The following is a 23,558-nucleotide window of genomic DNA, read 5'->3' on the forward strand; positions in this document are numbered from 1 at the left end:
TTCAGCGGGCCAGCGACTTGGCGTCGCCCATGACGACTACGGGGTGGAGGTCCGGGTTCAGCGCCAGCAGCAGTTCCTTCATGTGCTCCTTCGCGATGCTGACACAGCCCTGTGTCGGCCCGTCGTGGTCGACGTGCAGCCATATCCCGCCGCCGCGTCCGGCGCCGAGCGGGCGGGTCCAGTCGAGGGGTGTGGTGCCGGGCTTACGGTTGTAGTCGATGGCGATCACGTAGTCGAAGGAGCCCGCGAGGGGCTCGCCCTCGAAGCCGGTGCCGGTGGCGGTGAAACCGGAGCCGTGGTCGTACGGCAGCCTGGTGCCGGGGTCGCGGAGCAGGCCTCCGGCGTCGGTGAGCGTGAAGACCCCGATGGGTGAGCGCAGATCGCCGGCGCGATGGTGGTCGGTCCAGCCGCGCACGGCGTTGTGGGCGGGCCAGGTGTCGCCGGCCTCCCAGCCGACGTCGCTGCGCTCGTACAGCACGACCGTGGACTGCGAGGAGTTCTTGCCGCTTCCGGTCACGACGACGGCCTGCCGGGCGTCGGACGGCACCTGGGCCCAGGTCTTGGGTCCCAGGCCGGGGAGTTGCTGTGGGGCCACTTCGAGGGGGATCTCGGGTGTGGGGGTGCTCGTCGTCGCCGTGGCCGCGGCCGACTCAGGTGCGTGGCCCGCCGTGGCCACGGCGCCACCGCCGCATCCGGTCAGCAGCAAAGAGGCGGCCAGGAACGCGACACGAGGTCTGTGCGTGATCATGCCTCGACCTTGGCGGACACTTGTGAGGAACTCGTCAGGTTCCACGAGGTGCCGCCCGTCGCGTGAGAAAGGCCCGGCCATGAGCGTCCGAATCCGTCGCGTCTACGAAGCCCCCGAGCCCGAGGACGGTGTGCGCGTCCTGGTCGACCGGCTGTGGCCGCGCGGTCTGGCGAAGGACGCGGCCCGCGTGGACGAGTGGCCGAAGGCGATCACGCCGTCGACGGAGCTGCGCCGCTGGTACCACGCGGGTGAGGGGTCGTACGAGGAGTTCGCCGACCGCTACGAGGCGGAGCTGGCCGCGCCCGAGGCGGCCGAACTCCTGGATCATGTGCGGGAGTTGGCGGGCAAGGGCGACGTGACCCTGCTGACCTCGTCGAAGTCCCCCGAGCAGAGTCACGCCGCCGTGCTGGCCCGTCTCCTGCGGGCCTGACGCCTTCGTCGCGCCCGCGGGAGACGACCGTCAGTCCGTCTGCCGCGCCGCGGCCCGTCCGGCCGCCCGGCCGGAGAAGAGACAGCCGCCGAGGAAGGTGCCCTCCAGGGCGTTGTAGCCGTGGACGCCGCCGCCGCCGAAACCGGCGACCTCGCCGGCCGCGTACAGACCGTCGATGGGCGTCCCGTCGGTGGCGAGGGCGCGCGCGTCCAGGTCGGTCTGGATGCCGCCGAGGGTCTTGCGGGTCAGGATGTGCAGCTTGACACCGATCAGGGGCCCGGCCGCCGGGTCGAGGATGCGGTGCGGGGTGGCCACCCGGCCGAGGCGGTCGCCGATGTAGCGGCGGGCGTTGCGGATGCCCTGCACCTGGGCGTCCTTGCTGTAGGGGTTGGCGATCTGCAGGTCGCGGGCCTCGATCTGGCGGCGGATGCCGTCCGCGTCCAGGAGCGGCTTGTCCGTCAGCTGGTTCATTTTCTCGACCAGTTGCCCCAGGTTCGGGGCGGTCACGAAGTCCGCGCCGTTGCGCAGGAACGCCGCCACGGGTCCGGGGGCGCCCTTGCCGAGCACCCGTTCCTTCAGGAAGCCCACGCGGTCCTTGGCGGTGATGTCGGGGTTCTGCTCGGAGCCCGACAGCGCGAACTCCTTCTCGATGATCTTCTGGGTGAGGATGAACCAGGAGTGGTCGTAGCCGGCGATGTCCGCGTCGGTGCGCAGGTACTTGAGGGTGTTCAGGGTGTCGTAGCCCGGCAGGCACGGGTCGGGCAGGCGGCGGCCGAGGGCGTCGAACCACATCGAGGACGGTCCGGGCAGGATGCGGATGCCGTGACCGGGCCAGATGGGGTCCCAGTTCCGCAGGCCCTCGGTGTAGTGCCACATGCGGTCGCGGTTGACCAGGCGTACACCCGCCTGAGCGCTGATGTCGAGCATCCGGCCGTCGACGTAGGCGGGGACGCCGGTGACCATCTCGGTGGGCGGGGTGCCGAGGCGTTCGGGCCAGTAGCGGCGCACTATGTCGTGGTTGGCGCCGATGCCGCCGGTGGTGACGACGACGGCCTGCGCGGTGAGTTCGAACTCGCCCACACGGTCGCGGTTGGAGGCGACACCGCGGGGCGAGTTGTCCTCGGCCAGGACGGTGCCGCGCACGCCGCGCGCCGCGCCCTGCTCGATGACCAGTTCGTCGACCTGGTGCCGGTGGTAGAAGGTGAGCAGCCCGTCACGCGCGGCCTGCTTGGCGTACCGCGCGAACGGCTCCACCACGCCCGTGCCCGTGCCCCACGCGATGTGGAACCGGGGCACGGAATTGCCGTGGCCGTGGGCGCGCAGGTCACCGCGCTCGGCCCAGCCCACCGTGGGCAGGAACTTGATGCCGTGCCCGTCGAGCCAGGACCGCTTCCCGCCGGCCGCGAACTCGACGTACGCGCGCGCCCAGCGCACCGCCCAGGAGTCCTCGTCGTCCACCCGGTCGAACTGGGCGCTGCCCTGCCAGTCGCTCCAGGCGAGGTCGAAGGAGTCCTTGATGCCCAGGCGCCGCTGCTCCGGGGAGTCGACGAGGAACAGCCCGCCGAAGGACCAGAACGCCTGTCCGCCGAGGTTGGCGGCGTTCTCCTGGTCCACCAGCGCGACCCTGCGGCCCCGGCTGGTCAGTTCGTGCGCGGCGACCAGGCCCGCGAGTCCCGCTCCGACGACGATGACGTCGGCATCCATGGCGACCTTCCCTTCCTCATTCGGTGGTGTCGCTGCCGTCGGTGAGCAGCGCGGTGAGCAGTTGCTTCAGCCAGCCGCGGGCGTGCTCGACGTCCTTGTCCAGCAGCAGTTGGGTGGTGACTCCGTCGTACGCGGCGACCACAGCGTGGGCGGCGCCGTCGATGTCGCCGAGCACGGCGGGCAGTGCGGTGTGCCCCCGGGCCCGGGCGAGCCGGTCGGCGATCGCCCCGCGCAGGCGGGCGCGGTGTTCCAGCAGGGTCTGTGCGACGGCCGGGTCACGGGCGGCGTGGACCAGGAAGTCCGTCTTGACCAGGAGCCAGTCGTGGTCCAGGAGCAGCACTTCGGTGACGCGGTCCACGGCGGCGGGTACGTCGAGGTCGGGTCCGTCGACGGCGAGCGCTCCGGACACCTGCTCCGCGATCAGGTCCGCGCGCTGCCGGTACAGGGCGAAGAACAGTTCGTCCAGGCTGTCGAAGTTGGAGTAGAAGGCGCCTCTGCTGTATCCGGCGGCCTCGCAGATCTCCTCGATCGAGACCCGGCCGAAGCCCTTGGCGGCGAACACCTCGAACGCGGCGTCGAGGAGATTGGCCCGGGTGCGCACCCGGCGCCTGGTGACGCGCCTGGTCGTTCCCTCCACCGCCATGTCCGGACCTCCGTTCGATACAGAAATGTATCCGATACATGAGTGTATCCAAAGGGCTAGGGCGAAGATCCCAATCCAATGGGAACAGGCATTCGATTCAGGGGTACGCTGGAACCATGACCAGGCACCTCCAGGGCTCCCTGTTCGACCAGACGGACGAGGTGCGGCTCGGGTCCCTCGCCGGGATCCGCCGTACCCAGCTGGGCCTCGGCGCCTGGATCGACGTCCTGCCCGGCTGGCTCAGCGGGGCCGACGTCCTGTTCGAACAGCTGGTCGCGGAGGTGCCGTGGCGTGCGGAGCGGCGCACGATGTACGACCACGTGGTCGACGTCCCCCGGCTGCTCGCCTTCTACGGCGCGGACGACCGGCTCCCCCACCCCGTGCTGGCACAGGCGCGCGACGCGCTGTCCGCGCACTACGCCGGGGAACTGGGCGAGCCGTTCACCACGGCCGGGCTCTGCTACTACCGCGACGGCCGGGACAGCGTCGCCTGGCACGGGGACCGGATCGGGCGGGGCGCGCGCGAGGACACGATGGTGGCCATCCTCTCCGTGGGCGCGCCCCGGGATCTGCTGCTGCGCCCGATGCGGGGCGGCGGCGGGACGGTTCGCCGTCCGCTGGGGCACGGCGACCTCATCGTGATGGGCGGCTCCTGCCAGCGGACCTGGGAGCACTCGATACCGAAGACGACCCGTGCCACGGGACCGCGCATCAGCATCCAGTTCCGCCCGCACGGCGTGCAGTGAGGCTTTCGAGGCGACCGCTTCGGGTGCGCGCGGGCCGTCTCCGGGTGACGGCGCCGGAGGCGGCGCTTCCTCTGGGCGCGGGTCCGTGGTGCCTCCACACTGGGGCGGGTGAGCGCGGAACCGCAGGCCACGGCTCCCCGGCGCGGCGAGCTGGACGCGCTCCGGGTCTTCGTCGTGGTTGGGCTGGTCTTCTTCCACTCGGGCCTCGTCTTCGCGCCGGAGGACGACTTCTACGTCAAGAACGCGCAGACGAGCGACGCCGTGACCGTGCTCGCCGGGTTCGGGGTCGTGTGGGCGATGCCCATGCTGTTCCTCGTCGCCGGGCTCGGCTCCCGGTACTCGATCCGCCGGCGGGGGCCCGCCCGCTTCAGCCGTGAGCGCCTGGTACGCCTGGGTGTTCCGCTGGTCTTCGCGACGCTCGTCCTGTGCCCACTCCCCCAGTGGCTGCGGCTGCGGGCCGCCGATCCCGGATACGACGAGTCGTACTGGCGCTTCTGGCCCCGCTTCCTCACCGTCCGCCCGGACGCGGCCGACTTCCCCTTCGTCCTCGAAGGGGAGCATTTCGAGACCGGCCACCTGTGGTTCGTCGTACTGCTCCTCGTCTTCAGCCTGTTCCTCGCCCCGGTCGCGGCGCCGTTGGCGGCTTGGGCGGAGCCCGTGGGACAGGCGGTGGCGCTGCACCCGGCCCTGCTGCTCCTGCCCGCCCTGCCGCTCGCCGCGATCAACGCGTTCCTGGGCATGGAGGAGGGCTTCGCCGGCTGGAACCGCTGGGCCTACCTGGTGTTCTTCCTCTTCGGTTACGCCCTCGCCGACGACGGACGCGTCCGTGCCGCGCTGCGCGGACTCGCCGTTCCGGTGGGCGTGTTCGGGCTCGTCCTGTTCGCGGGGACCGCGCCCGGGTTCCTCTCCCTGGACGACCCGTTCACCGAGTGGGCCCCGTTCGCCCTGGTGACCCGGGCGGTGTTCGGCGCCGCGGGCCGGTGCTGGGTGGTGGCGATCCTCGGGCTGCTGGACCGGCCGCGCGCGGCCCGGCCGCCGTCACGCACGATGGTGTACCTCGGGCTTGCCGCCCTGCCGCTGTACGTGCTCCACCAGCCGGTCGTGGTCGCGCTCGCGTACGGCGTGGTGGGCCGGCCGGCGCCGATCGTGATCAAGTACGTGGTGATCGTGGCCGGTTCACTGGCGGTGCTCCTCCTGCTGTACGAGTTCGTGGTGCGCAGAACCCGCTTGACGCGGTTTCTGTTCGGGATGCGCTCCGACCCGCCCGTCGGGCCCGCCTCCTGATCTGCTTTGCTGTGTCCGTCGGGCACGGACCCACCACGCGGGACGATCATGCGGGCAGATGTGCAGCAAGTCGCGGACGGCACCTATCTGGTGCACGGCAGCAACACCAACTGGGTGATCCTGACCGAGGGGGACGCGGCCACGCTGGTGGACACCGGCTATCCCGGGGACCGGGCCCTGCTGCTCGCCTCGCTCGCCCAGGTGGGGAGTTCACCGGAGGCGGTCAAGGCCGTACTGATCACGCACGCGCACACCGACCACCTGGGCAACGCCGAGCATCTGCGCGCCACGTACGGCACGCCGATATACCTGCACGAGGCCGAAGTGCCGCACGCCCGGCGGGAGTTCCTGCACCAGGTGAACGTGGGGACGGTCCTGAGGAACGGCTGGCGGCCGGGCGTCCTGCCCTGGGCGATACACGCGCTCCGCTCCGGCGGCACCGCGCACGTCCCCGTCACCGCCCCCGAGCCGTTCCCGTCGCAGGGCCCGCTCGACCTGCCGGGCCGGCCCGTCCCGGTGCACACCCCCGGCCACACCGACGGCCACTGCGCCTACCATCTCCCGGAAGCCGGGGTGGTGATCGCGGGCGACGCCCTGGTCAGCGGGCACCCCACCTCGCGCATCAAGGGGCCGCAGCTGCTGCCGGACATGTTCCACCGCGAGCGGACCCGCGCCGTGGCCTCCCTGGACGTCCTCGAAGGCCTCAAGGGCGATGTGCTGCTGCCCGGGCACGGACCCGTGCACCAGGGCTCGGTGCCGGACGCTGCTCTTCAGGCCCGGGAGCGCGCGCTCTAAGGTGAGGTGACGATCACCGGCTAGGCGAGGACGAACGGCCCATGGCACTGCAGATCAGCGCGACGAATCCGGAGCACCCCGCGCTCCTGCTGGAGCTGCCCTGGCATGTGCCCCTGGAGGAGTGGCCGGAGAAGGTCCTGGTCCCGCTGCCGCGCGGTATCTCCCGGCACGTGGTGCGCTACGCCCGAGCCGGCAGCGAGGTGATCGCGGTCAAGGAGCTCGCCGAGCGCCCCGCGCTGCGTGAGTACGAGCTCCTGCGCGACCTGGACCGCCTCGGCATCCCGGCGGTGGACCCGCTGGCCGTGGTCACCGGACGCACCGACGCCGACGGCGGCCCGCTGGAGTCGGTCCTGGTCACCCGGCACCTGCGCGGCTCGCAGCCGTACCGCTCGATGTTCGAGACGACGATGCGCCCGGCGACCATGCACCGTCTGATGGACGCGCTGGCCGTGCTCCTGGTCCGCCTCCACCTCGCCGGTTTCGCCTGGGGCGACTGCTCGCTGTCCAACACGCTGTTCCGGCGCGACGCGGGCGCGTACGCCGCGTATCTGGTGGACGCCGAGACCGGCGACCTGCATGACCGGCTGAGCGACGGCCAGCGCGACTACGACCTGGACCTCGCCCGGGTCAACATCAGCGGCGAGCTGCTGGACCTGGAGGCGTCCGGGGCGCTGCACCCGTCGGTGGACCCGATCGACTTCGGCACCGAGATCTGCGCCCGCTACCAGGGCCTGTGGCAGGAGCTGACCCGCACCTCGGTCTATCCGGCGGGCAAGTACCACTACATAGAGCGCCGGATACGCCGCCTGAACGACCTCGGTTTCGACGTGGCCGAGATGCAGATCGAGCACGCCACGAACGGCGACACCGTCACCTTCGTGCCGAAGGTCGTCGACGCCGGGCACCACCAGCGGCAGCTGCTGCGCCTGACGGGCCTGGACACCGAGGAGAACCAGGCCCGCCGGCTCCTGAACGACCTGGAGAGCTGGATGGCCACCCAGGACGACTACGCCCCGGGCGATCCCCTCGGCGCCCGCCCCGAGGTGCTCGCGCACCGCTGGGTGCGCGACGTCTTCCGGCCCACCGTGCGGGCCGTACCGCCGGAGCTGCGCGGGTCCATGGACGCGGCCGAGATCTACCACGAGCTGCTGGAACACCGCTGGTACCTGTCCGAGCGGGCGCAGCACGACATCGGCCTGGACGCGGTGGTCGAGGACTACATCAAGAACATCCTGCCCAAGGCACGGGAGACGCTGCAGCCGACGACGGCCGACTGACTCAGTCGTGCGGCACCACGGCCACCGGGCAGTCCGCGTGGTGCAGCACACCGTGGGCGACCGAGCCGATCCGGGCGCCCACGGCCGTGCGGCGGGCGCGCCGCCCGACGACCATCAGCTGGGCCCGTCCGGCCACCGACAGCAGCACCTGCCCGGCGCTGCCCATCTCCACGTGCTCGACCACCGGGACGTCCGGGAAGCGCTCCCGCCACGGCCGCAGCGCCTCCTCCAGGGCCTTCTTCTCGTACGGCTCCAGTCCCCCGGCCTCGTCGAGGAGCTTCAGTGAGCCCGGGCTGTAGGCGAACAGCGGCGGCAGGGTCCACGCCCGTACGGCCCGCACCCGGGCGCCGCGCGCCGCCGCGGTCTCGAACGCGAACCGCAGCGCGGCCGCGCTGTCCTCCGGGTCGCCCTGCTGGCCCACGACGATCTCGCGCCCGGCGGCCTCGGCGGACGCCTGGTCCCCGGCTCGTACGAGGACGACGGGCCGCGTCGCCCCGGCGAGCACCTGCTGCCCGACGGAGCCGAGCAGGAACCCGACGACCGCGCCGTGGCCCCGCGAGCCCAGCACCAGCATCTCGGCGTCCGCGGTGGCGGCCACCAGCGTCTCGGCGGGCCCACCGTCGAGGACGTCGGTGGTCACCTCCAGGCCCGGGTGCCGCTCGGTGACGGAACGCGCGGCCTCCGCCAGCCCCTCCCGCGCCCACCTGGCCTGGGTGTCCACGTCCCCCGCGTCGATCGCCTCGTGCGGCTGGAACCGCCAGGCGTGCACCACCCGCAGGGCGAGCCCCCGGCGGACCGCCTCCCGGGCCGCCCAGCCGAGAGCCGCGAGGCTCTCCTCCGATCCGTCCACCCCTGCCGTGATCGGGCGCGTCATTCCGGCTGCCTCCTCGTGTCGCGGTCACGTCCGTGGGGCCCAGTCTTCACTACGCTCGGCGCATGGCTTTGCAGTGGGAGCAGGTGACCGTCGACGCCGCCGACCCGGTGGCCCTGGGGCGCTGGTGGGCCGAGGCGCTCGGCTGGGTCGTGCTGAACGACTCGGCCGACGAGTACGAGATCCGGCCCGACCAGGACCGGCTGCCCGGGCTGATCTTCGCTCCGGTCCCGGAGGGCAAGACCGTCAAGAACCGCCTCCACCTCGACTTCCGCCCCGACGACCAGCGGGCGGAGGTCGCCCGCCTGATCGCGCTCGGCGCGCGCCACGCGGACATCGGCCAGGGCGAGCAGCCGTGGGTGGTGCTCGCGGATCCGGAGGGCAACGAGTTCTGCGTGCTCGCCGCCCGGCACGGCTGAGCACCGGTCACGGTGCGGCCCGCCCGGATGAACAGCGCCGCCTCCCGCATACCCGAGCGAACCAGACGGATCGAACATACGATGGGCCGGAGTCGGCGCGGCGACGGCGGCTTCCGGACACTTTCGCCGTGCCGGGAACGTGGACCCTCGGGGTGGGAGACGTATGGCACAGGCCGCCGACGCAGCGCGGACCGTCATCCTGACCGTGGACGACGACCCGGGGGTCTCCCGTGCCGTCGCCCGTGACCTGCGGCGGCGCTACGGCGAGTCGCATCGGATCGTGCGCGCGGAGTCCGGCGAGTCCGCGCTGCAGGCGCTGCGTGAACTGAAACTCCGCGGCGACCTCGTCGCCGTGATCCTGGCCGATTACCGCATGCCGCAGATGAACGGCATCGAGTTCCTCGAACAGGCCCTGGACGTGTATCCCGGCGCCCGCCGCGTGCTGCTGACCGCCTACGCGGACACGAACGCGGCGATCGACGCGATCAACGTCGTCGATCTTGATCATTATCTGCTCAAGCCGTGGGATCCGCCCGAGGAGAAGCTCTACCCGGTCCTGGACGAGCTGCTGGAGGCGTGGCGGCGCAGTGACTACCGGCCGGTGCCCAGCACCAAGGTGGTCGGGCACCGCTGGTCGGCGCGCTCCTCGGAGGTGCGGGAGTTCCTGGCCCGCAATCAGGTGCCGTACCGCTGGTACTCGGCCGACGAGCCCGAGGGGCAGCGGCTGCTCGCCGCGGCCGGGGAGGACGGGCAGCGGCTGCCGCTGGTGATCACCCCGGACGGGACGCCCCTGGTGGCGCCGGAGGCACCCGAGCTCGCCGCGAAGGTGGGTCTGGCCACCACGCCGACGGCCGACTTCTACGACCTCGTCGTCATCGGCGGCGGACCGGCCGGGCTCGGCGCGGCCGTGTACGGGGCGTCGGAGGGGCTGCGGACCGTGCTGGTGGAGCGGTCGGCGACCGGTGGCCAGGCCGGGCAGAGCTCCCGGATCGAGAACTACCTCGGCTTCCCGGACGGCGTGTCGGGGGTGCAGCTCACCGACCGGGCGCGCCGGCAGGCGGCGAAGTTCGGCGCGGAGATCCTCACGGCGCGCGAGGTCACGGGACTGGAGGCCGGCGGCGCCGCACGGATCGTACGGTTCTCGGACGGCTCGGCGGTCGCCGCGCACAGCGTGATCCTGGCGACCGGCGTGTCCTACCGGCAGCTGGAGGCGCCCGGCACCGCCGAGCTGACCGGCTGCGGGGTGTTCTACGGCTCGTCGCTCACGGAGGCGCCCGCCTGCCACGGCCAGGACGTGTACATCGTCGGCGGCGCCAACTCCGCGGGGCAGGCGGCGATGTACCTGTCGCGGGGCGCGAAGTCGGTCACGCTGCTGGTGCGCGGGCCGGATCTGTCCGCGTCCATGTCGCACTACCTGATCCAGCAGATCGACGAGGCGCCCAACATCTCGGTGCGCACCCGCACGGTCGTCGAGGCCGCGCACGGCTCCGACCACCTGGAACAGCTGACGCTGCGCGACGTGGACAGCGGGCGGACCGAACGCGTCGACGCCCAGTGGATGTTCGTGTTCATCGGCGCGGCCCCCCTCACCGACTGGCTGGGCGATACGGTGCTGCGCGACGAGCGCGGGTTCATCCTGGCCGGCCCCGACCTGACCCCCGACGGGCGGCCACCGGCCGGCTGGGAGCTGGACCGGCCGCCGTACCACCTGGAGACCAACATCCCCGGCGTGTTCGTGGCGGGCGACGCCCGCGCCGAGTCCGCCAAGCGGGTCGCGTCCGCCGTCGGCGAGGGAGCCATGGCCGTGATGCTCGTCCACCGGTATCTGGAGCAGTCATGAGCGGGCAGTCGATGCCGTGCGACCCGGGCGAGATCGGATCGCTGTTCCTCTTCGAGAAGCTCACCCCCGAGCAGCTCGGCAGGCTGTGCAGCGAGGGGCGGGTGGAGAGATTCGAGCCCGGCCCCGTCTACCGCGAGGGCGAACCCGCGACCTGTTTCTACGTCATGATCGAGGGCACCGTCGTGCTGTCCCGGCGGGTCGGCGGCGACGACGTGGAGGTCAACCGGACCTCCCAGCGCGGGGTGTACTCCGGGGCCTGGCAGGCCTATCTCGGGGACCGGGTGCCGCAGGTGTACAACAGCTCGATGCGGGTGACGGAGCCGACCCGCTTCTTCGTGCTGCCCGCCGAGACCTTCGCGGACGTGATCCGCGACTGGTTCCCGATGGCCCTGCATCTGCTGGAAGGCCTCTTCTTCGGCCAGAAGAGCACCCAGTCGGCCATCAACCAACGCGAACGGCTGCTGGCGCTCGGCTCGTTGTCCGCCGGTCTCACGCACGAGCTCAACAATCCCGCGGCGGCGGCCGTACGGGCGACCTCGACGCTGCGGGAACGGGTGGCGAAGATGCGGCACAAGCTCGCGATCATCGCCCAGGGCTCCTACTCGCCCGAGACCCTGGCGGACCTCATCGAGATCCAGGAGCGCACCGCCGAACGGGTCGCCAAGGCGCCCGCGCTGAGCCCGCTGGAGGCCTCGGACCGGGAGGACGCCGTCACCGACTGGCTCGACGACCACGGCATCCCGGAGGGCTGGCGGATCGCGCCGACCTTCGTGCAGGCCGGTCTCGACGAGGACTGGCTGGACCAGGTCGCGGCGGCCGTGGACGAGGAGATCCTGCCCAGCGCGATCGGGTGGCTCAACTACACCGTCGAGACCGAGCTGTTGATGGACGAGATCAACGACTCGACCACCCGCATCTCGCACCTCGTCGACGCCGCCAAGCAGTACTCCCAGCTCGACCGCGCGCCCTTCCAGAACGCCGACGTGCACGAACTCCTCGACAGCACCCTGCTGATGCTGTCGGGCAAGATCGGCCCGCGGATCAAGGTCGTCAAACAGTACGACCGTACGCTGCCGAGGATCCCGGCCTACCCGGCCGAGCTGAACCAGGTGTGGACCAACCTGATCGACAACGCGGTCTCCGCCATCAACAGCGCGGGCGGGGAAGGGACGTTGACCGTGCGGACGGCGCCCGATCACGACCGGCTGCTGGTGGAGTTCCGGGACACGGGGATCGGCATCCCGGCCGAGCACCGGGGGCGGATCTTCGATCCGTTCTTCACGACCAAGCCCGTGGGTGAGGGCACCGGGCTCGGGCTGGACATCTCCTGGCGGATCGTCGTCAACAAACACCACGGCAGCATCCAGGTGGAGTCGGAGCCGGGGAACACCCGCTTCCGGGTGCTGCTGCCGCTCACATCGGTCGAGGAGGGCTCCGTATGACCGGCGACAACGGAATCGATCCGAGCGTCCCGCCGAGTGGCAGCGGATGCGTCGAGTGCGACGCGGCGGGTGGGTGGTGGTTCCATCTGCGGCGGTGTGCGCAGTGCGGGCATGTGGGGTGCTGCGACAGTTCGCCCGCGAAGCACGCGACGGCGCACTTCCGGGAGACCGGGCATCCGTTCGTGCAGAGCTTCGAGCCGGGTGAGGAGTGGTTCTGGGACTACGCCACCAACGAGTTGTACGAGTCGGGGCCTGAGCTGGCGCCTCCGGTGAGCCATCCCGCGGACCAGCCGTCGCCGGGGCCGGCGGGGCGGGTGCCGGCTGACTGGGCGAAGACCTTGCGCGCCTGAGAGCCCGGACCTCCTGTCAGTTCGAAGTGACAAGATGTGTTCGTGTCACAGACCTCATCGGGTGCGCCGATCATCGGGCGGGAAGGCGAGCTTGCCCGGCTCTGCGATGTGCTGGAACGTACCCGGGGTGGTGAGGCCCGGGCCGTGCTGGTCGCCGGGGACGCCGGAGTCGGCAGGACCCGGGTACTGGACGAGGTCGCGGGCCGGGCCGCCGCGGCGGGCATGACCGTGCTGACCGGGCACTGTGTCGATCTCGGTGATGTCGGGCTGCCGTATTTGCCGTTCACCGAGGTGCTCGGGGCGCTCGCCGGTGACGAGCGGCTCGCGGACGTTCTCGGGGCTCATCCCGTGGTCGACCGGCTGCTGGGGGGCGGGGCGGACGCCGTGAGTGACCGGCTGCGGCTGTTCGAGGGCATCGCCGGGCTGCTGGCCGATCTGGCGGACCTCGCGCCGGTGCTCCTCGTGCTGGAGGATCTGCACTGGGCCGACCAGTCGTCCAGGGATCTGCTGCGGTTCCTGCTCACCGACGCCGCCGCACTGCGCGGAGACGCCGAGGCGGCGGTGGAGCGGATGCGGTCCACCGTCACGGCCCTCACCGACGACGCGGGCACGCCGCCCGACGCCACGGTCCGGCTCGCCGCCCTCGCGCTGTCCGCGGTCGCCGACCGGGCCACCGAGCTGCGCCTGACCGGTGACGAGGCGGGGGTGCGCCACTGGGCGGACACGGCGAGCGAGCTGGTCGAGCCGGCGCGGACGACGGCCGTACGCGGCGTGGACGGCACGCGGCAGGGCCCGGAAGGCATGGCGTGGCTGGCCCGCGCGGAGGCGGAGTGGGCGCGGGCGGTGTCCGGGCCGGATGTGTCGGCGTGGGCGAAGGCGGTGGCCGCGTTCGACTACGGCGACGAGTACGAGCCGGGCGCGGTGCCGGCTGCGCCACGCCGAAGCCCTGTTGGCGGCGGACGACCGCGAGTCGGCGGCCACCGAGGCCCGGGCGGCACGGGAGACGGCCACCCGGCTCGGCGCGACGCCGCTGCTCCAGCGGCTGGACGCCCTGATCCGCCGGGGCCGCCTCGCGCAAGCCGCCGCCGACCGTTCCTTGGCGCTCACGGCCCGCGGGCAGGACGTCCTGCGCCTCCTCGCCCTCGGCCGCAGCAACCGGCAGATCGGCGAGGAGCTGTACATCACCGGCAAGACGGCGAGCGTCCATGTCTCCAACATCCTCGCCAAGCTGGGCGCCGCGAGCCGCACGGAGGCGGTGGCGGTCGCCTGTCGCAAGGGCCTCGTCTCGCGCGAGGAGACGGTGGGCTGAGGCCCTGCCGCGCCCGTCAGCGGGTGGTGCCGCAGTCGAGGGCGGTCAGGTCGACGGCGTCGGCCATCGCCTGCATGCCCTTGTCGTTGGGGTGGATGTGGTCGCCGCCGTCGAGGGCGGGAAGCATCCTTCCGGGGTCGTAGGGGCTGCGCAGGACGCGGTCGAAGTCGGTGACGGCGTCGAACACTCCGCCGGTGCGGATGAACGCGTTGACCTCCTGACGTACGGCCTCGGCGGCTGGGTCCCATTCGTGCCAGCCCTTGAAGGGGCCGACGGTCGCGCCGACGACGCACTTGCCGGCCGCGTGCGCACGTTCGACGATCTCGCGGTAGCCGTCGATCAGGTCCTCGGCGGTGACGCCGGTATGGGCCTTGATGTCGTTCACGCCCTGGAAGAGGAACACGGTGCGCACGCCCGGCTGGGACAGGACGTCCCGCTCCAGCCGGTTCAGCGCGCTCTGGCCGGGGCCGTCCGCGAGGACCTTGTTGCCCGACATGCCTTCGTTGGCGACGCCCTTCACCGCCGTGTCCGCTCGTTGCAGACGGCGGGCGAGGTAGTCGGGCCAGCGGCGGTTCAGGTCGGCGGTGGACTGCCAGCCGTCGGTGATGGAGTCGCCGAGGGCGGCCACCGCCCCGGTGCCCGCGCGGGCGCGCACGGAGACGGCGTCGAGGTGGAACCAGGAGCCGGTCGGGATCGTCCAGGCGGCGCCGCTCTCCTCGGCGGTGTGGTCGCCCTGGGTCGCGTACGACCTCTGCAGGGCCATCCAGTGGCCGGTCGCCGGGCCGCCCGCGTCGGGGCTGTGCAGGCTGACGACGAGGTTCGTCGCGGCGGGCAGCCTGCCGGGCAGCGGGTCGCTCCACACGGTGCTGCCCGCCGGCACGGTGACCGTGCGTGCCCCGCCGAAGGTCAGGCGACGGTTGCTGCCCGGCCGCAGCTCGGCGCCCTGTTTCTGGCTGCCCGCGTAGACGTTGTCGAAGGTCAGCGGCCGGTCGCCGAAGGCGTTGGAGAGCCGGATCCGCAGGTCGGTGCCGCCCACGCTGGTGTGCACGACGAGCCGGTAGCTGCGGCCGGCGACACCGTCGCCCATGCGGTCGGCGCTCGCCGCCCAGGTGACGACGCCGCTCGGGTCGCCGGTCGCCCCGGCGGGCGCGGGCGCGGACTGGCAGGCGGCGACCGTCAGCAGGAGGGCGGCCAGCGGGAGTCCTGCCCTCATCGGGTGAAGTCCTTCAGCGTGACGGACGCGCCCGGCCGCAGCGTGACCGTGCGGGACACAGCGCCGTGCGCGACCGTCGTGGTGCGCCCGCCGACGCTGTGGATCCGGGCCTCGGCCGGCCGCCCGTCGCGCCAGCGCAGGTCGATCTCGAAGCCGCCGCGCGCGGCGACGCCCCTGACATAGCCCGAGGCGGCCCAGGCGTCGGGGAGCGCCGGGAGGAGTTCGATGTGTCCGGGTCGGGAGTACAGCAGCATTTCCATCATCGCGGCTGGAGTACCCAGGTTGGCGTCGATCTGGAAGATGCCCCGGCCGCGTTCGACTTCGTAGATGTCGAAAAGGTTGGGTGCGGTGCCGTTGCTGCCGCCGGTCGACGGGCGGAGGTTGTTGACGACCAGCTGGTAGGCGTTCTCGGCGTTCTTCAGGCGGGCCCAGCACAGGCTGCGCCAGGCGTTGGCCCAGCCGAAGCTCTCCATGCCGCGCGCGGTGAGCAGGGCGGTCGCGCCGGCGACGATGTCGGCCGGGGTGGAGCCGTCGGGGCGGACGCGGTCGCCGGGGAACAGGCCGACCAGCGGGGACAGGTGGCGGTGCGTGGTCTCGCCGAGGTTGTCGGGGGACATCCACTCCTCCAGCCAGCCGGTGCTCGGGCTGACTCGCGGCAGGTACAGCTTTCTGCGCAGTGCGGCGATCGTATCCGCGTAGGCGGTGTCCGTGCGCAGCTCCGCCGCCGCGGTGCAGTAGTTCCCGAACAGCGCCCACACCAGTTCCTGGGCGTAGGTGATGCCCTTGGCGTCGAGCGGGCCGTGCTCCGGTGACCAGTCGCTGTCGGCGACGAGCACCTCCCGGGTGGTGCCCGGGAGGGTGGTGGTGAGCAGTCGCGCCTCCCAGAACTCGCAGGCTCCCTTGAGCAAGGGGTAGATCTTCTCCAGAAGTTCCCGCGACCCGGTGTACTCGTAGTGCTCCCACAGGGTGATGCACAGCCAGGCGTTGCCCGCCGGGTGCCACCACCAGCCGCCTCCGCCGTGGGGGTTGGTGGAGATGGCGACGGTCCAGCCGGCGTTGTTGCCGGTGGAGTTGCGGTAGCGGTTGCGCGGGTCGTTGAAGAGGCGGCGGGTGAGGTCGGTCCAGGACGGGAGCTGGGCGAGGCAGTAGTCGGTGAGGGCGTCGAAGCACGGCGACAGGCCCGTCCGGTCGGCCATCCAGTAGTTCATCTGGATGTTGATGTCGGTGTGGTAGTCGCCCATCCAGTCCGGGTCGTTGCCGTCGAGCCACAGCCCTTGCAGGGCGAGGGGCAGGCTGCCTCGCGATCCGGAGATCATCAGGTACCGGCCGAACTGGGCATAGGAGGCCTCCAGTTCGGGATCGGGTTCGCCGTCCCGGGCCCGGGCCCTGAGCCGTTCCCAGGTGTCCAGGGAGCGCTGCGCGGCGGACGACGTGCCGAGCGAGAGGTCCATCCGCCCGAACAGGGTCTGGTAGTCGGCGACATGGGTGCGCAGCAGGGTGTCGGCCGAGTGGGCGGCGGCGTCGCGGATCTTGCCGCGGGCGAGCCTTGGCGGGTCGAGGGACGGGTCGCGATAGTCCTTGGCCGCGTCGGGCGCGTAGTCGGTGCCGCCGCTCACCACCACGGTCAGCTCCCGGCAGCCGGCGAAGTCGATCCGCGAGCCGCCGACGGTGACGCGTCCGCCGGTGCCGTACGCGGTGACGGCGGCCCCGTACCGCAGACCGTTGGGGAAGGCCCCGCCGAACGACACCGCGGCGCCCTCGCCGTGCGTGCCCTCCAGCGCCACGGTGCCGGTGTAGCGGCCGCCGCCGCTCTGGGTGAAGTGCAGGACGATCACGTCATCGGGGCGGCTGGCGAAGACCCGCCTGCGGTACGTCACTCCGGAGCGGGTGTACGACGTGGTCACCAGGCCCTGCGCCAGGTCGAGGGTGCGGCGGTAGCCGTGGACGGCGGACAGATCGTGGTCGGGGAGGTCGACGGTGAGGCGGGCGAGCAGGGTGAAGGAGCCGAAGTTCGCGCGGTCGTAGGGGAACTGGCCGTCGGCGTCGAGGGTGTCGTTGCGGCCGCCGGTCCACATCGTGGCGTCGGTGATCAGGAGGAGTTCGCGGCCGGGGTCGTTCCCGACGAGGGCGCCGAGGCGGCCGTTGCCGACGGGCAGGCCCTGTTCGATCATGGAGTGGTCGTCGGCGGGGGCCTGCCACCACAGCTGGTGGCGTGAACTGCCGGTGGTGACAGGCAAGTCGGTGAGGCGTCGCGGTGCGGCCGTCGCCGTGAAGGCGGGCAGACCGGTCAGGGCTCCGGTCGCCGCGGCGAGGGCGAGCAGGCCGCGTCTGGGCAGGCGGTCGGACGGGGTGGTGTCCATGGCGGCTCCTGGCAGTCGTTCTTCGGGCTCCTGGAGGTGGTTCAGGACGACTTCGGTACGTCGATCCGGTCGATGTCCGGTGCGTAGCCGGTGCCGCTGTCGAAGGTGATCGTGTTGGCGCCCGCCTTGAGGGTCACGGGCACGCTGACGGTCTCGGGGGTTCCCCAGTCGCCGGTGGAGGGGAACTTGTGGCGGGTGGCGCCGCCGCCGTTCGCAAAGACGTCGACCGACCGGGGGTCGCCGCTGACGTAGGCCACCTTGATCAAGTACGTCCCGGCCTTGTCGACGACGATGTCGTTGAAGCGGAGGGTGCCGCCGAGGTAGAGGTTGCCGACCTTGCGGCCGTCGGAGCAGGCCGGGCAGTCGGCGACGGAGGCGTTGCCGCCGAGCGTGTTCGACGGGGACTCGGCCTCGTGGGCGGTCGTGGTGAGGGCGCTGCCGCGCGGGGTGACGGTGAACAGGCGGGAGCCGTGGGCGGGCAGGGCCTCAGTGATCCTGTTCCGGTACGTGCCGAGGTTCTCGTGGTTCCACAGGTCGCGGACCGCGGCCTTGCCGGTGAAGCCGAGGGACGCCCAGTGGGCGGTGACGGCGGCGGGGGCGTCGGCTAGGTTGAACAGGGCGACGGTGTAGGTGCCGTCGGGGTTCCTCGCGGCCCAGACCTGCTGGGGGTCGGAGGGTGTGACGGGGCGTGCGGGCGGCGTGGCTCCCTGGTTGACGGCGATGACCTCGCGGTTGGTCAGCAGGGACAGGCCGTAGGGGTCGAGGCGGGTGAGGTCGTCGCCGGTGTACAGCGGGGACTTGGCGATGGCCCACAGGGTGGCGTAGCTCTGCCGCTCGGCCTTGGTGAGGCCGTCCATCTCGCCGTTGCCGACGTCGAGGGAGTCGAGGTCGTTCCAGCCGCCGGGGCCGGCGTGCCGGGTCCAGCCGGGGGCGTCGTCCCAGCGGTCGTCGACGGAGTTCTCCCAGCTGACGAGGGTGTTGCAGTAGCACTCGACGTCGGTGTCGATGCGCCAGCCCTGGGAGTGCCTCTTCCAGTCGGCGACGCGGCCGATGTCGAGCGACCAGGACAGCTCCAGATGGATGGGGCGGCCGGTGGCCGCTATGGCCTTTTGCCAGGCGGCCACGTCGGCAACGTTGTCGTACTGGTCGCCGCTCTTGCCGGAGCCGGGTCCGACGCCGTCGAGTTTGAGGAAGTCGTAGCCCCAGTCGGCGAACATCCGTGCCTGGGAGTCGATGTACTTCTGCGCACACGGGTTGGCGAAGTCGAGCTTGTAGGCGCTGTCCCAGCCGTTGGTGGTGCGCAGGTCTTCGTACACGATGTCGGCGGTGGTGCAGCCGTCGGCGTTCCAGATCGCCACCCTGCCGTCGCCGTACGCCTCCTTCTCCAGGCCGACCGGCAGATAGATGCCCGCCTTGAGGCCCTTGGCGTGGATGCGGTCGGCGACGGCCTTCATGCCGCTGGGGAAGCGGACGGGGTCGGCCTGCTGGCGGCCGTGCTGGTCGAAGCGGGGCTTCCAGGTGTTGTCGCGCCACCAGCCGGCGTCGATGTTGACGTACTCGTAGCCGTACTTCTTCAGCTTGGCGGCCAGGGCGTCGGCCTGCTTCAGGACGTTCGCCTCGGTCAGGTAGCTGTAGTCGCCGTCCGGGTTGAGGCCGGGGTACTTCGACGACTGCATGCTCCAACTGGACCAGCCCATGTAGGGCTTGGCCGCGAGGGCGGGGGCCGCGGCCTCGGGCACGGCGGTCTGGGCGGGCACGGCGGTCTGGGTGGGCACGGCGGTCTGGGCGGAGGCGGCGGTCTCCGCCCGCGCGGCGGGGACGGCGGCGGTGGCGCCGGCGGTGAGGGCCAGGACGATCGCGGCTCTCAGGGCGCGTGCGGGCATGACGCAGTACGAGGATGACCGCATGGGTCGTACCTCCCGGGGTCGGTCCAGCGGCTCTACCGCTGGTCGTCGGCTCTGATGAAGGACTGGATCGCGGTGGCGGCGGCCCCGCGTGCCCACTCCTCGAAGGGGAGCGGGCGGGTCTGTACGTCGCACTGGGCGGCGGAGCCGAACGCGGCCGCGGCGAAGGCGTCGCGGATCTGTTCGGCGAACAGGTCGTGGGCGGCGAGTCCCTCGCCGGAGATGATCACGCGTTCGGGGCCGAGCAGGTTGGCCACGGTGGCGATGCCCCGGCCGATCGCCTCGCCGGCCCGCGCGTAGGCCTCGCGCGCTCCGGCGGCCCCGTCGTGGGCGAGCGCCACGGCCTGAGCGGTGTCGGCGACCTCGACGCCCGTCGTCTCGCGGATCCGCCGGCGGATCGCGGCGTCCCCCGCGATCGCCTCCACGCAGCCGCGGTTGCCGCAGTGGCAGGGCGGGCCGGCCGGGTCGACGGTCACATGCCCGATCTCCCCGGCCACGCCGTGCGCACCGGCGACCACCCGGCCGTGCACCACGAGACCGCAGCCGATGCCCGCGCCGACCGTGACCACCGCGAAGTCGGACAGCCCCACACCGGCGCCGAACCACTGCTCGGCGACGGTCAGGGCGCGGACGTCGTTGTCGACGGTGACCGGCAACCCGGTGGTCTGGGCGGCGAGTTCGGCGAGCGGGACGTCCCGCCACTCCAGGAACGGCGAGTAGCGGACGACTCCCTCACCGCGGTCCACGTCACCGGAGACGGCGATGCCGAGGCCGAGGACCGGGACGTCCGCGTCGCCGGCGGTCGCGAGCAGTTCGCCCACCAGCTCGGCGACCGAGGCCAGCACGGCCTTGGGCGCACGGTGCGGGAGCGGGGCGTGGCGGGCGACGCGGATACGGCAGCACAGGTCGGTGAGGACACCGATGATCTCGTCGCCGGTCACCTTGACGCCGATGAACAGGGCCCGTCCCCCGTCGACCCGCACGGGGTTGGCCGGGCGGCCCAGCGCGGGGCGGGCCGGCTCGTCCACGTCCTCGACCAGGTATCCGGCCTCGATGAGGGGCCGGACCGCCTTCGTGACGGCAGCCGGGGACAGCCCCGCCCGCCGGGCCGCCTCCAGGCGGGTGAGGGGCCCGTGGCACAGGACCGTGGTGAAGATCTGCGAGGCGGCCGGCGTGTTCGCCGGGAACGTCTCGGCGCGGCGGATCGAGGGCATGCCCGGAACCTAGAGCCCTTATTTTCCGCCGTCAATAAAAGAAGCAGGATTCGCTGAAGGACTCCCACCCGGTGGACCGGCGGCCTTCCAACTGCGCGTCGTCCGTGGCGAGGTGACGGGGTGCGAGAACGTTGCCCCGAGCGAAGGTGATCGTTCTCGTATCAGCAGCGCGTCGGCGGGATCGGGAGGAAGCCGGATGGTCTCAGCAACGGTGGTCAGAGGTACGGCGGCAGCGGCGGCCCTCGTGTCGCTCCTGGCGGTTCCCGCACACGCCGCGCCCCGGGAACCCGGCGTCCGCCCGTCCGCCGCCTCGGCGGGAGCCCTGCCCGCACCCGATGTCGCGGGGCTGTGGGACGTCCTGCGCGCGGCGCGGCGGCAGGGCGCCCCGGGCGCGATGGCGCGGCTCGACGACCGGGACACGGTCCACTGGGCCGCCACGGGAGTCGCCGACCGCGGGACCCGACGGCCCATCAGCAACGCCGACCGGTTCCGCATCGGCAGTGTCACCAAGATCTTCTCGGCGGTCGTCCTGCTGCAACTGGCCGACGAGAGGAAGCTGAAGCTGGACGCCCCGGTCAACCGCTATCTGCCGGGACTGCTGCCCGACGACCGGATCACGGTGCGTCATGTGCTCAGCCACCGCAGCGGCCTGCACGACTACACCAACGAGATGTTCGCCCGGACGGTTCCCGGCTTCGAGGCGGTCCGCACCAAGGTCTTCACCCACCGGCAGCTGGTGAACCGGTCCCTGAGCAAGCCCCGGACCACCGGGCCCGGCGGCGCGTACTCCTACTCCAACACCAACTTCGTCGTCGCCGGAATGCTCATCGAGAAGCTGACCGGCCACTCCGTACGGACCGAGTACCAGAACCGGATCATCGACCCGCTGAGGCTGCGCGACACCTTCTACGTGCATCCCCGCACGACGATCCCCGGCCGTCACGCCCGCGGCTATCTCACGCCGGACACCGCCGGCGCGGCGCTCGTCGACTCCACCGAGCAGACGGTGTCCTGGGCGCAGAGCGCGGGCGCTGTCATCTCCAGCACCCGGGACCTCAACACCTTCCTGTCGGCGCTGCTCGGCGGCCGGCTGACCTCCCCGGCGCAGCTGGCCCAGATGCAGCGGTGGGTACCGGCGGGCGGCTCACAGGCGTACGGGCTGGGGCTGCGGCGCCGCGATCTGTCGTGCGGGGTCTCCGTGTACGGTCACACAGGCGCGGTGCAGGGCTACTACACATACGCGTTCGCGTCCAAGGACGGCAGGCGCAGCCTCGCGGCGCTCGCCAACACCTCCAACAACAGCACGGTCCTCAACTCCATGCTGGGCACGCTGGAGTCCGCGTTCTGCGGCAAGGAGGCCAAGCCCCGGCGCGGCTCCGCGCTCGGCGAGATGTACGAGGACGTCGCACCGGGCATCCCCGTGGTCCCGGACCGGAACTGAGGGCGGCCGTCGGACGGGAACCCACGCGATCCGGTGGACGTTTTCCCGACATCCCCACCGGATCCCGAACCACCGAGCAGGACGGCGCGATGAGCGAGTCGGTTCCCAGGACGGCACGATGAGCGAGTTGGTTCCCGGGGGCAATCTGCCCCTCCCGGGCGGCAGCGTGACCGTCCGGGTACCCGGCCCCTTCGACGTGTCCGCGCTCATCACCGACGACAGCGGCAAGGTCCGGGGCGACGCCGACTTCGTGTTCTACAACCAGCCGTCCGCTCCGGGCGCCCGGCTCCACGGCGAGACCCTGACCGTCGACCCGCCGCGCCTGCGTTCCGGAGCCACCCGGGTCACGGTGGTCGTCAGCCCCGCCGACCCCGGTACTCCCCTGGGCCGCCTGCCCGCACCCACGCTGCACGTCACCGCCGCGGACGGCCGTGCCGTCGCCCGGTTCGCGCCGCAGGGCCCGCGGCAGGAGACCGTGCTGCTGCTCGCGGAGATCTACCGGCGCGGCGACGGCTGGAAGCTGCGGACCCTGGGGCAGGGGTACGCGGACGGGCTGGCGGGCCTGGCGCGCGATTTCGGGGTGGACGTCATCGAGGACGCCACTCCGTCCCCGGCGCCACAGCCACCACCCGCCGCCCGGCCCCTGTCCTCCGCACGGCCCACGCCCACCGCAGGGCCCACGCCCACCGCACGGTCCGCGTCCACCGCACGGTCCGCGTCCACCGCATGGTCCACGATCCACACTCCGTCCGCCGTCGCCGCCCCACCGGTCCCGTCCTCCGACCCGGACGGATTCCTCGGGCTGGTCAACTCCGCCCGCGCCGACGCCGGTTCGCCGCCCGTCACCCTCGACGCCCGCCTCGCCTCCGCCGCTCGGGCGCATGCCGCCGCCATGGCCGCGGCAGGACGGCTCGGCGTCGAAGGCCGCGACGGAGTCTCCGTGTACCAGCGCGTCACCGCCGCCGGGTACACGTACCTCACGATCGGCGAGCACCTCGTGTCCGGCCCGCGCACACCCGCCGAGTTCGTCGCGTACTGCCTGCGCACCGACCGGCCCCGCCGCACCCTGCACGACCCGGCCTTCACCCATGCCGGCCTGGGGCACGTCACGGGGGGCCGCTCGGGCGACACCTACTGGACCGCTCTGTGGGCCGCGCCGCTCATGCCGGGCGACCTGTCCCGCACGGCGGCCGAGGTCGTCGATCTCACCAACCTCGAGCGTGCCAGGGCGGGGTTGCTGCCCCTGGCCGTCGACTCCGCGCTGACCACCGCCGCGCAGACCTACAGCGCCGACATGGCGGCCCGCGCCTTCTACTCCCACACCTCGCCCGAGGGAAGCCGGCCCTGGGACCGGGCGGCCGCCGCCGGCTCCCGTATGCGCGCGATCGGCGAGAACATCGCGTGTGGCCAGCGCTCCCCCGCCGAGGTGGTGGAGGGCTGGATGAACAGCCCGGGTCACCGCGCGAACATCCTCAAGCGCGATTTCACGCACATAGGCATCGGCTTCGCGGGCGGCGGCCCGGCGGGCACGTACTGGACGCAGCTCTTCGGCGCCTGACCTCCGGCGA

The 23,558-nt window shown here is 72.1% G+C and carries 19 protein-coding genes and 1 pseudogene; 12 read left to right on the top strand and 8 right to left on the bottom strand.

Annotation, left to right across the window (positions count from 1 at the left end; genetic code table 11):
* Position 1 precedes the first annotated feature (1 nt).
* Positions 2 to 748 carry a hypothetical protein gene (locus tag AQI70_RS20340; RefSeq protein WP_062152103.1) on the bottom strand — a complete coding sequence of 249 codons (747 nt, stop codon included), beginning with the start codon at positions 746 to 748 and terminating at the stop codon, positions 2 to 4.
* A gap of 79 nt (positions 749 to 827) precedes the next feature.
* Between AQI70_RS20340 and AQI70_RS20345 the strand changes: the two genes are divergently transcribed.
* On the top strand, positions 828 to 1,178 hold the full coding sequence (locus AQI70_RS20345; protein ID WP_062152106.1) for a DUF488 domain-containing protein: 351 nt from the start codon (positions 828 to 830) through the stop codon (positions 1,176 to 1,178).
* A 30-nt stretch (positions 1,179 to 1,208) separates the two neighbouring features.
* On the opposite strand, the gene AQI70_RS20350 is transcribed toward AQI70_RS20345, so the two are convergent.
* A complete protein-coding gene (locus AQI70_RS20350; RefSeq protein ID WP_062152109.1) occupies positions 1,209 to 2,882 on the bottom strand; it encodes an FAD-binding dehydrogenase in 1,674 nt (557 codons plus the stop codon).
* 16 nt (positions 2,883 to 2,898) lie between these two features.
* On the bottom strand, positions 2,899 to 3,525 hold the full coding sequence (locus AQI70_RS20355; protein ID WP_062152111.1) for a TetR/AcrR family transcriptional regulator: 627 nt from the start codon (positions 3,523 to 3,525) through the stop codon (positions 2,899 to 2,901).
* A gap of 116 nt (positions 3,526 to 3,641) precedes the next feature.
* Here AQI70_RS20355 and AQI70_RS20360 point away from each other — a divergent pair, with 116 nt between their 5' ends.
* The 4 genes from AQI70_RS20360 to AQI70_RS20375 all read left to right on the top strand — a co-directional run bounded on the left by AQI70_RS20360 (position 3,642) and on the right by AQI70_RS20375 (position 7,627).
* The gene (locus tag AQI70_RS20360; RefSeq protein ID WP_062152114.1) at positions 3,642 to 4,271 is read left to right on the top strand and encodes an alpha-ketoglutarate-dependent dioxygenase AlkB; all 630 of its coding nucleotides are present in this window, start codon (positions 3,642 to 3,644) and stop codon (positions 4,269 to 4,271) included.
* A gap of 108 nt (positions 4,272 to 4,379) precedes the next feature.
* Positions 4,380 to 5,555, top strand: a complete 1,176-nt coding sequence (locus AQI70_RS20365; RefSeq protein WP_107117046.1) for an acyltransferase family protein — start codon at positions 4,380 to 4,382, stop codon at positions 5,553 to 5,555.
* Positions 5,556 to 5,603: 48 nt separating this feature from the next.
* Positions 5,604 to 6,350 carry an MBL fold metallo-hydrolase gene (locus AQI70_RS20370; protein ID WP_062152120.1) on the top strand — a complete coding sequence of 249 codons (747 nt, stop codon included), beginning with the start codon at positions 5,604 to 5,606 and terminating at the stop codon, positions 6,348 to 6,350.
* A 41-nt stretch (positions 6,351 to 6,391) separates the two neighbouring features.
* Positions 6,392 to 7,627: a DUF4032 domain-containing protein gene (locus AQI70_RS20375; protein WP_062152123.1), complete on the top strand. Its 1,236-nt coding sequence runs from the start codon at positions 6,392 to 6,394 to the stop codon at positions 7,625 to 7,627.
* 1 nt (position 7,628) lies between these two features.
* Here AQI70_RS20375 and AQI70_RS20380 read toward each other — a convergent pair whose 3' ends face one another.
* Positions 7,629 to 8,501 (bottom strand): universal stress protein, encoded by an 873-nt coding sequence (locus AQI70_RS20380; RefSeq protein ID WP_062152126.1) that lies wholly within the window; start codon positions 8,499 to 8,501, stop codon positions 7,629 to 7,631.
* Positions 8,502 to 8,563: 62 nt separating this feature from the next.
* Between AQI70_RS20380 and AQI70_RS20385 the strand changes: the two genes are divergently transcribed.
* From AQI70_RS20385 to AQI70_RS37595, 5 genes and pseudogenes are all read left to right on the top strand, one after another.
* On the top strand, positions 8,564 to 8,917 hold the full coding sequence (locus tag AQI70_RS20385; protein ID WP_062152129.1) for a VOC family protein: 354 nt from the start codon (positions 8,564 to 8,566) through the stop codon (positions 8,915 to 8,917).
* A gap of 163 nt (positions 8,918 to 9,080) precedes the next feature.
* The gene (locus tag AQI70_RS20390) at positions 9,081 to 10,757 is read left to right on the top strand and encodes an NAD(P)/FAD-dependent oxidoreductase (protein ID WP_062152132.1); all 1,677 of its coding nucleotides are present in this window, start codon (positions 9,081 to 9,083) and stop codon (positions 10,755 to 10,757) included.
* The gene (locus AQI70_RS20395; RefSeq protein WP_062152134.1) at positions 10,754 to 12,199 is read left to right on the top strand and encodes an ATP-binding protein; all 1,446 of its coding nucleotides are present in this window, start codon (positions 10,754 to 10,756) and stop codon (positions 12,197 to 12,199) included. The genes AQI70_RS20390 and AQI70_RS20395 overlap by 4 nt, the downstream gene beginning before the upstream one ends.
* Positions 12,196 to 12,549: a UBP-type zinc finger domain-containing protein gene (locus tag AQI70_RS20400; RefSeq protein WP_062152136.1), complete on the top strand. Its 354-nt coding sequence runs from the start codon at positions 12,196 to 12,198 to the stop codon at positions 12,547 to 12,549. Before AQI70_RS20395 ends, AQI70_RS20400 begins: the two co-directional genes overlap by 4 nt.
* A gap of 108 nt (positions 12,550 to 12,657) precedes the next feature.
* Positions 12,658 to 13,858 (top strand): annotated as a pseudogene (locus AQI70_RS37595) (AAA family ATPase).
* Between the two features lie 16 nt (positions 13,859 to 13,874).
* Here AQI70_RS37595 and AQI70_RS20415 read toward each other — a convergent pair.
* From AQI70_RS20415 to AQI70_RS20430, 4 genes are read right to left on the bottom strand one after another with little or no spacing between them, the layout of a single operon-like run.
* Positions 13,875 to 15,071 carry an SGNH/GDSL hydrolase family protein gene (locus AQI70_RS20415; protein ID WP_062152142.1) on the bottom strand — a complete coding sequence of 399 codons (1,197 nt, stop codon included), beginning with the start codon at positions 15,069 to 15,071 and terminating at the stop codon, positions 13,875 to 13,877.
* On the bottom strand, positions 15,068 to 17,431 hold the full coding sequence (locus AQI70_RS20420) for a glycosyl hydrolase family 95 catalytic domain-containing protein (RefSeq protein ID WP_062152144.1): 2,364 nt from the start codon (positions 17,429 to 17,431) through the stop codon (positions 15,068 to 15,070). Before AQI70_RS20420 ends, AQI70_RS20415 begins: the two co-directional genes overlap by 4 nt.
* 41 nt (positions 17,432 to 17,472) lie before the next feature.
* Positions 17,473 to 19,338, bottom strand: a complete 1,866-nt coding sequence (locus AQI70_RS20425) for an alpha-galactosidase D (protein WP_062152147.1) — start codon at positions 19,336 to 19,338, stop codon at positions 17,473 to 17,475.
* Positions 19,339 to 19,370: 32 nt separating this feature from the next.
* Positions 19,371 to 20,549, bottom strand: coding sequence for an ROK family transcriptional regulator (locus AQI70_RS20430; RefSeq protein WP_062152149.1), 1,179 nt, complete (start codon positions 20,547 to 20,549; stop codon positions 19,371 to 19,373).
* A gap of 196 nt (positions 20,550 to 20,745) precedes the next feature.
* Between AQI70_RS20430 and AQI70_RS20435 the strand changes: the two genes are divergently transcribed.
* Together AQI70_RS20435 and AQI70_RS20440 are read left to right on the top strand one after the other, a co-directional pair.
* Positions 20,746 to 21,990, top strand: coding sequence for a serine hydrolase domain-containing protein (locus AQI70_RS20435; protein ID WP_079051391.1), 1,245 nt, complete (start codon positions 20,746 to 20,748; stop codon positions 21,988 to 21,990).
* Positions 21,991 to 22,108: 118 nt separating this feature from the next.
* Positions 22,109 to 23,548: a CAP domain-containing protein gene (locus AQI70_RS20440; protein WP_062152150.1), complete on the top strand. Its 1,440-nt coding sequence runs from the start codon at positions 22,109 to 22,111 to the stop codon at positions 23,546 to 23,548.
* Positions 23,549 to 23,558: the final 10 nt, after the last annotated feature.

Origin of the sequence: Streptomyces curacoi (genome assembly GCF_001513975.1) — a bacterium.
GTDB lineage: Bacteria > Actinomycetota > Actinomycetes > Streptomycetales > Streptomycetaceae > Streptomyces > Streptomyces curacoi.

Bases quoted from the DNA above. Each gene is read 5' to 3' on its own strand.
- AQI70_RS20355 (WP_062152111.1), bottom strand. From the start codon at position 3,525: ATGGCGGTGGAGGGAACGACCAGGCGCGTCACCAGGCGCCGGGTGCGC.
- AQI70_RS20415 (WP_062152142.1), bottom strand. From the start codon at position 15,071: ATGAGGGCAGGACTCCCGCTGGCCGCCCTCCTGCTGACGGTCGCCGCC.
- AQI70_RS20435 (WP_079051391.1), top strand. From the start codon at position 20,746: ATGGTCTCAGCAACGGTGGTCAGAGGTACGGCGGCAGCGGCGGCCCTC.
- AQI70_RS20400 (WP_062152136.1), top strand. From the start codon at position 12,196: ATGACCGGCGACAACGGAATCGATCCGAGCGTCCCGCCGAGTGGCAGC.
- AQI70_RS20430 (WP_062152149.1), bottom strand. From the start codon at position 20,549: ATGCCCTCGATCCGCCGCGCCGAGACGTTCCCGGCGAACACGCCGGCC.
- AQI70_RS20420 (WP_062152144.1), bottom strand. From the start codon at position 17,431: ATGGACACCACCCCGTCCGACCGCCTGCCCAGACGCGGCCTGCTCGCC.
- AQI70_RS20440 (WP_062152150.1), top strand. From the start codon at position 22,109: ATGAGCGAGTTGGTTCCCGGGGGCAATCTGCCCCTCCCGGGCGGCAGC.
- AQI70_RS20385 (WP_062152129.1), top strand. From the start codon at position 8,564: ATGGCTTTGCAGTGGGAGCAGGTGACCGTCGACGCCGCCGACCCGGTG.
- AQI70_RS20375 (WP_062152123.1), top strand. From the start codon at position 6,392: ATGGCACTGCAGATCAGCGCGACGAATCCGGAGCACCCCGCGCTCCTG.
- AQI70_RS20350 (WP_062152109.1), bottom strand. From the start codon at position 2,882: ATGGATGCCGACGTCATCGTCGTCGGAGCGGGACTCGCGGGCCTGGTC.
- AQI70_RS20345 (WP_062152106.1), top strand. From the start codon at position 828: ATGAGCGTCCGAATCCGTCGCGTCTACGAAGCCCCCGAGCCCGAGGAC.
- AQI70_RS20340 (WP_062152103.1), bottom strand. From the start codon at position 748: ATGATCACGCACAGACCTCGTGTCGCGTTCCTGGCCGCCTCTTTGCTG.
- AQI70_RS20425 (WP_062152147.1), bottom strand. From the start codon at position 19,338: ATGCGGTCATCCTCGTACTGCGTCATGCCCGCACGCGCCCTGAGAGCC.
- AQI70_RS20390 (WP_062152132.1), top strand. From the start codon at position 9,081: ATGGCACAGGCCGCCGACGCAGCGCGGACCGTCATCCTGACCGTGGAC.
- AQI70_RS20395 (WP_062152134.1), top strand. From the start codon at position 10,754: ATGAGCGGGCAGTCGATGCCGTGCGACCCGGGCGAGATCGGATCGCTG.
- AQI70_RS20360 (WP_062152114.1), top strand. From the start codon at position 3,642: ATGACCAGGCACCTCCAGGGCTCCCTGTTCGACCAGACGGACGAGGTG.
- AQI70_RS20370 (WP_062152120.1), top strand. From the start codon at position 5,604: ATGCGGGCAGATGTGCAGCAAGTCGCGGACGGCACCTATCTGGTGCAC.
- AQI70_RS20380 (WP_062152126.1), bottom strand. From the start codon at position 8,501: ATGACGCGCCCGATCACGGCAGGGGTGGACGGATCGGAGGAGAGCCTC.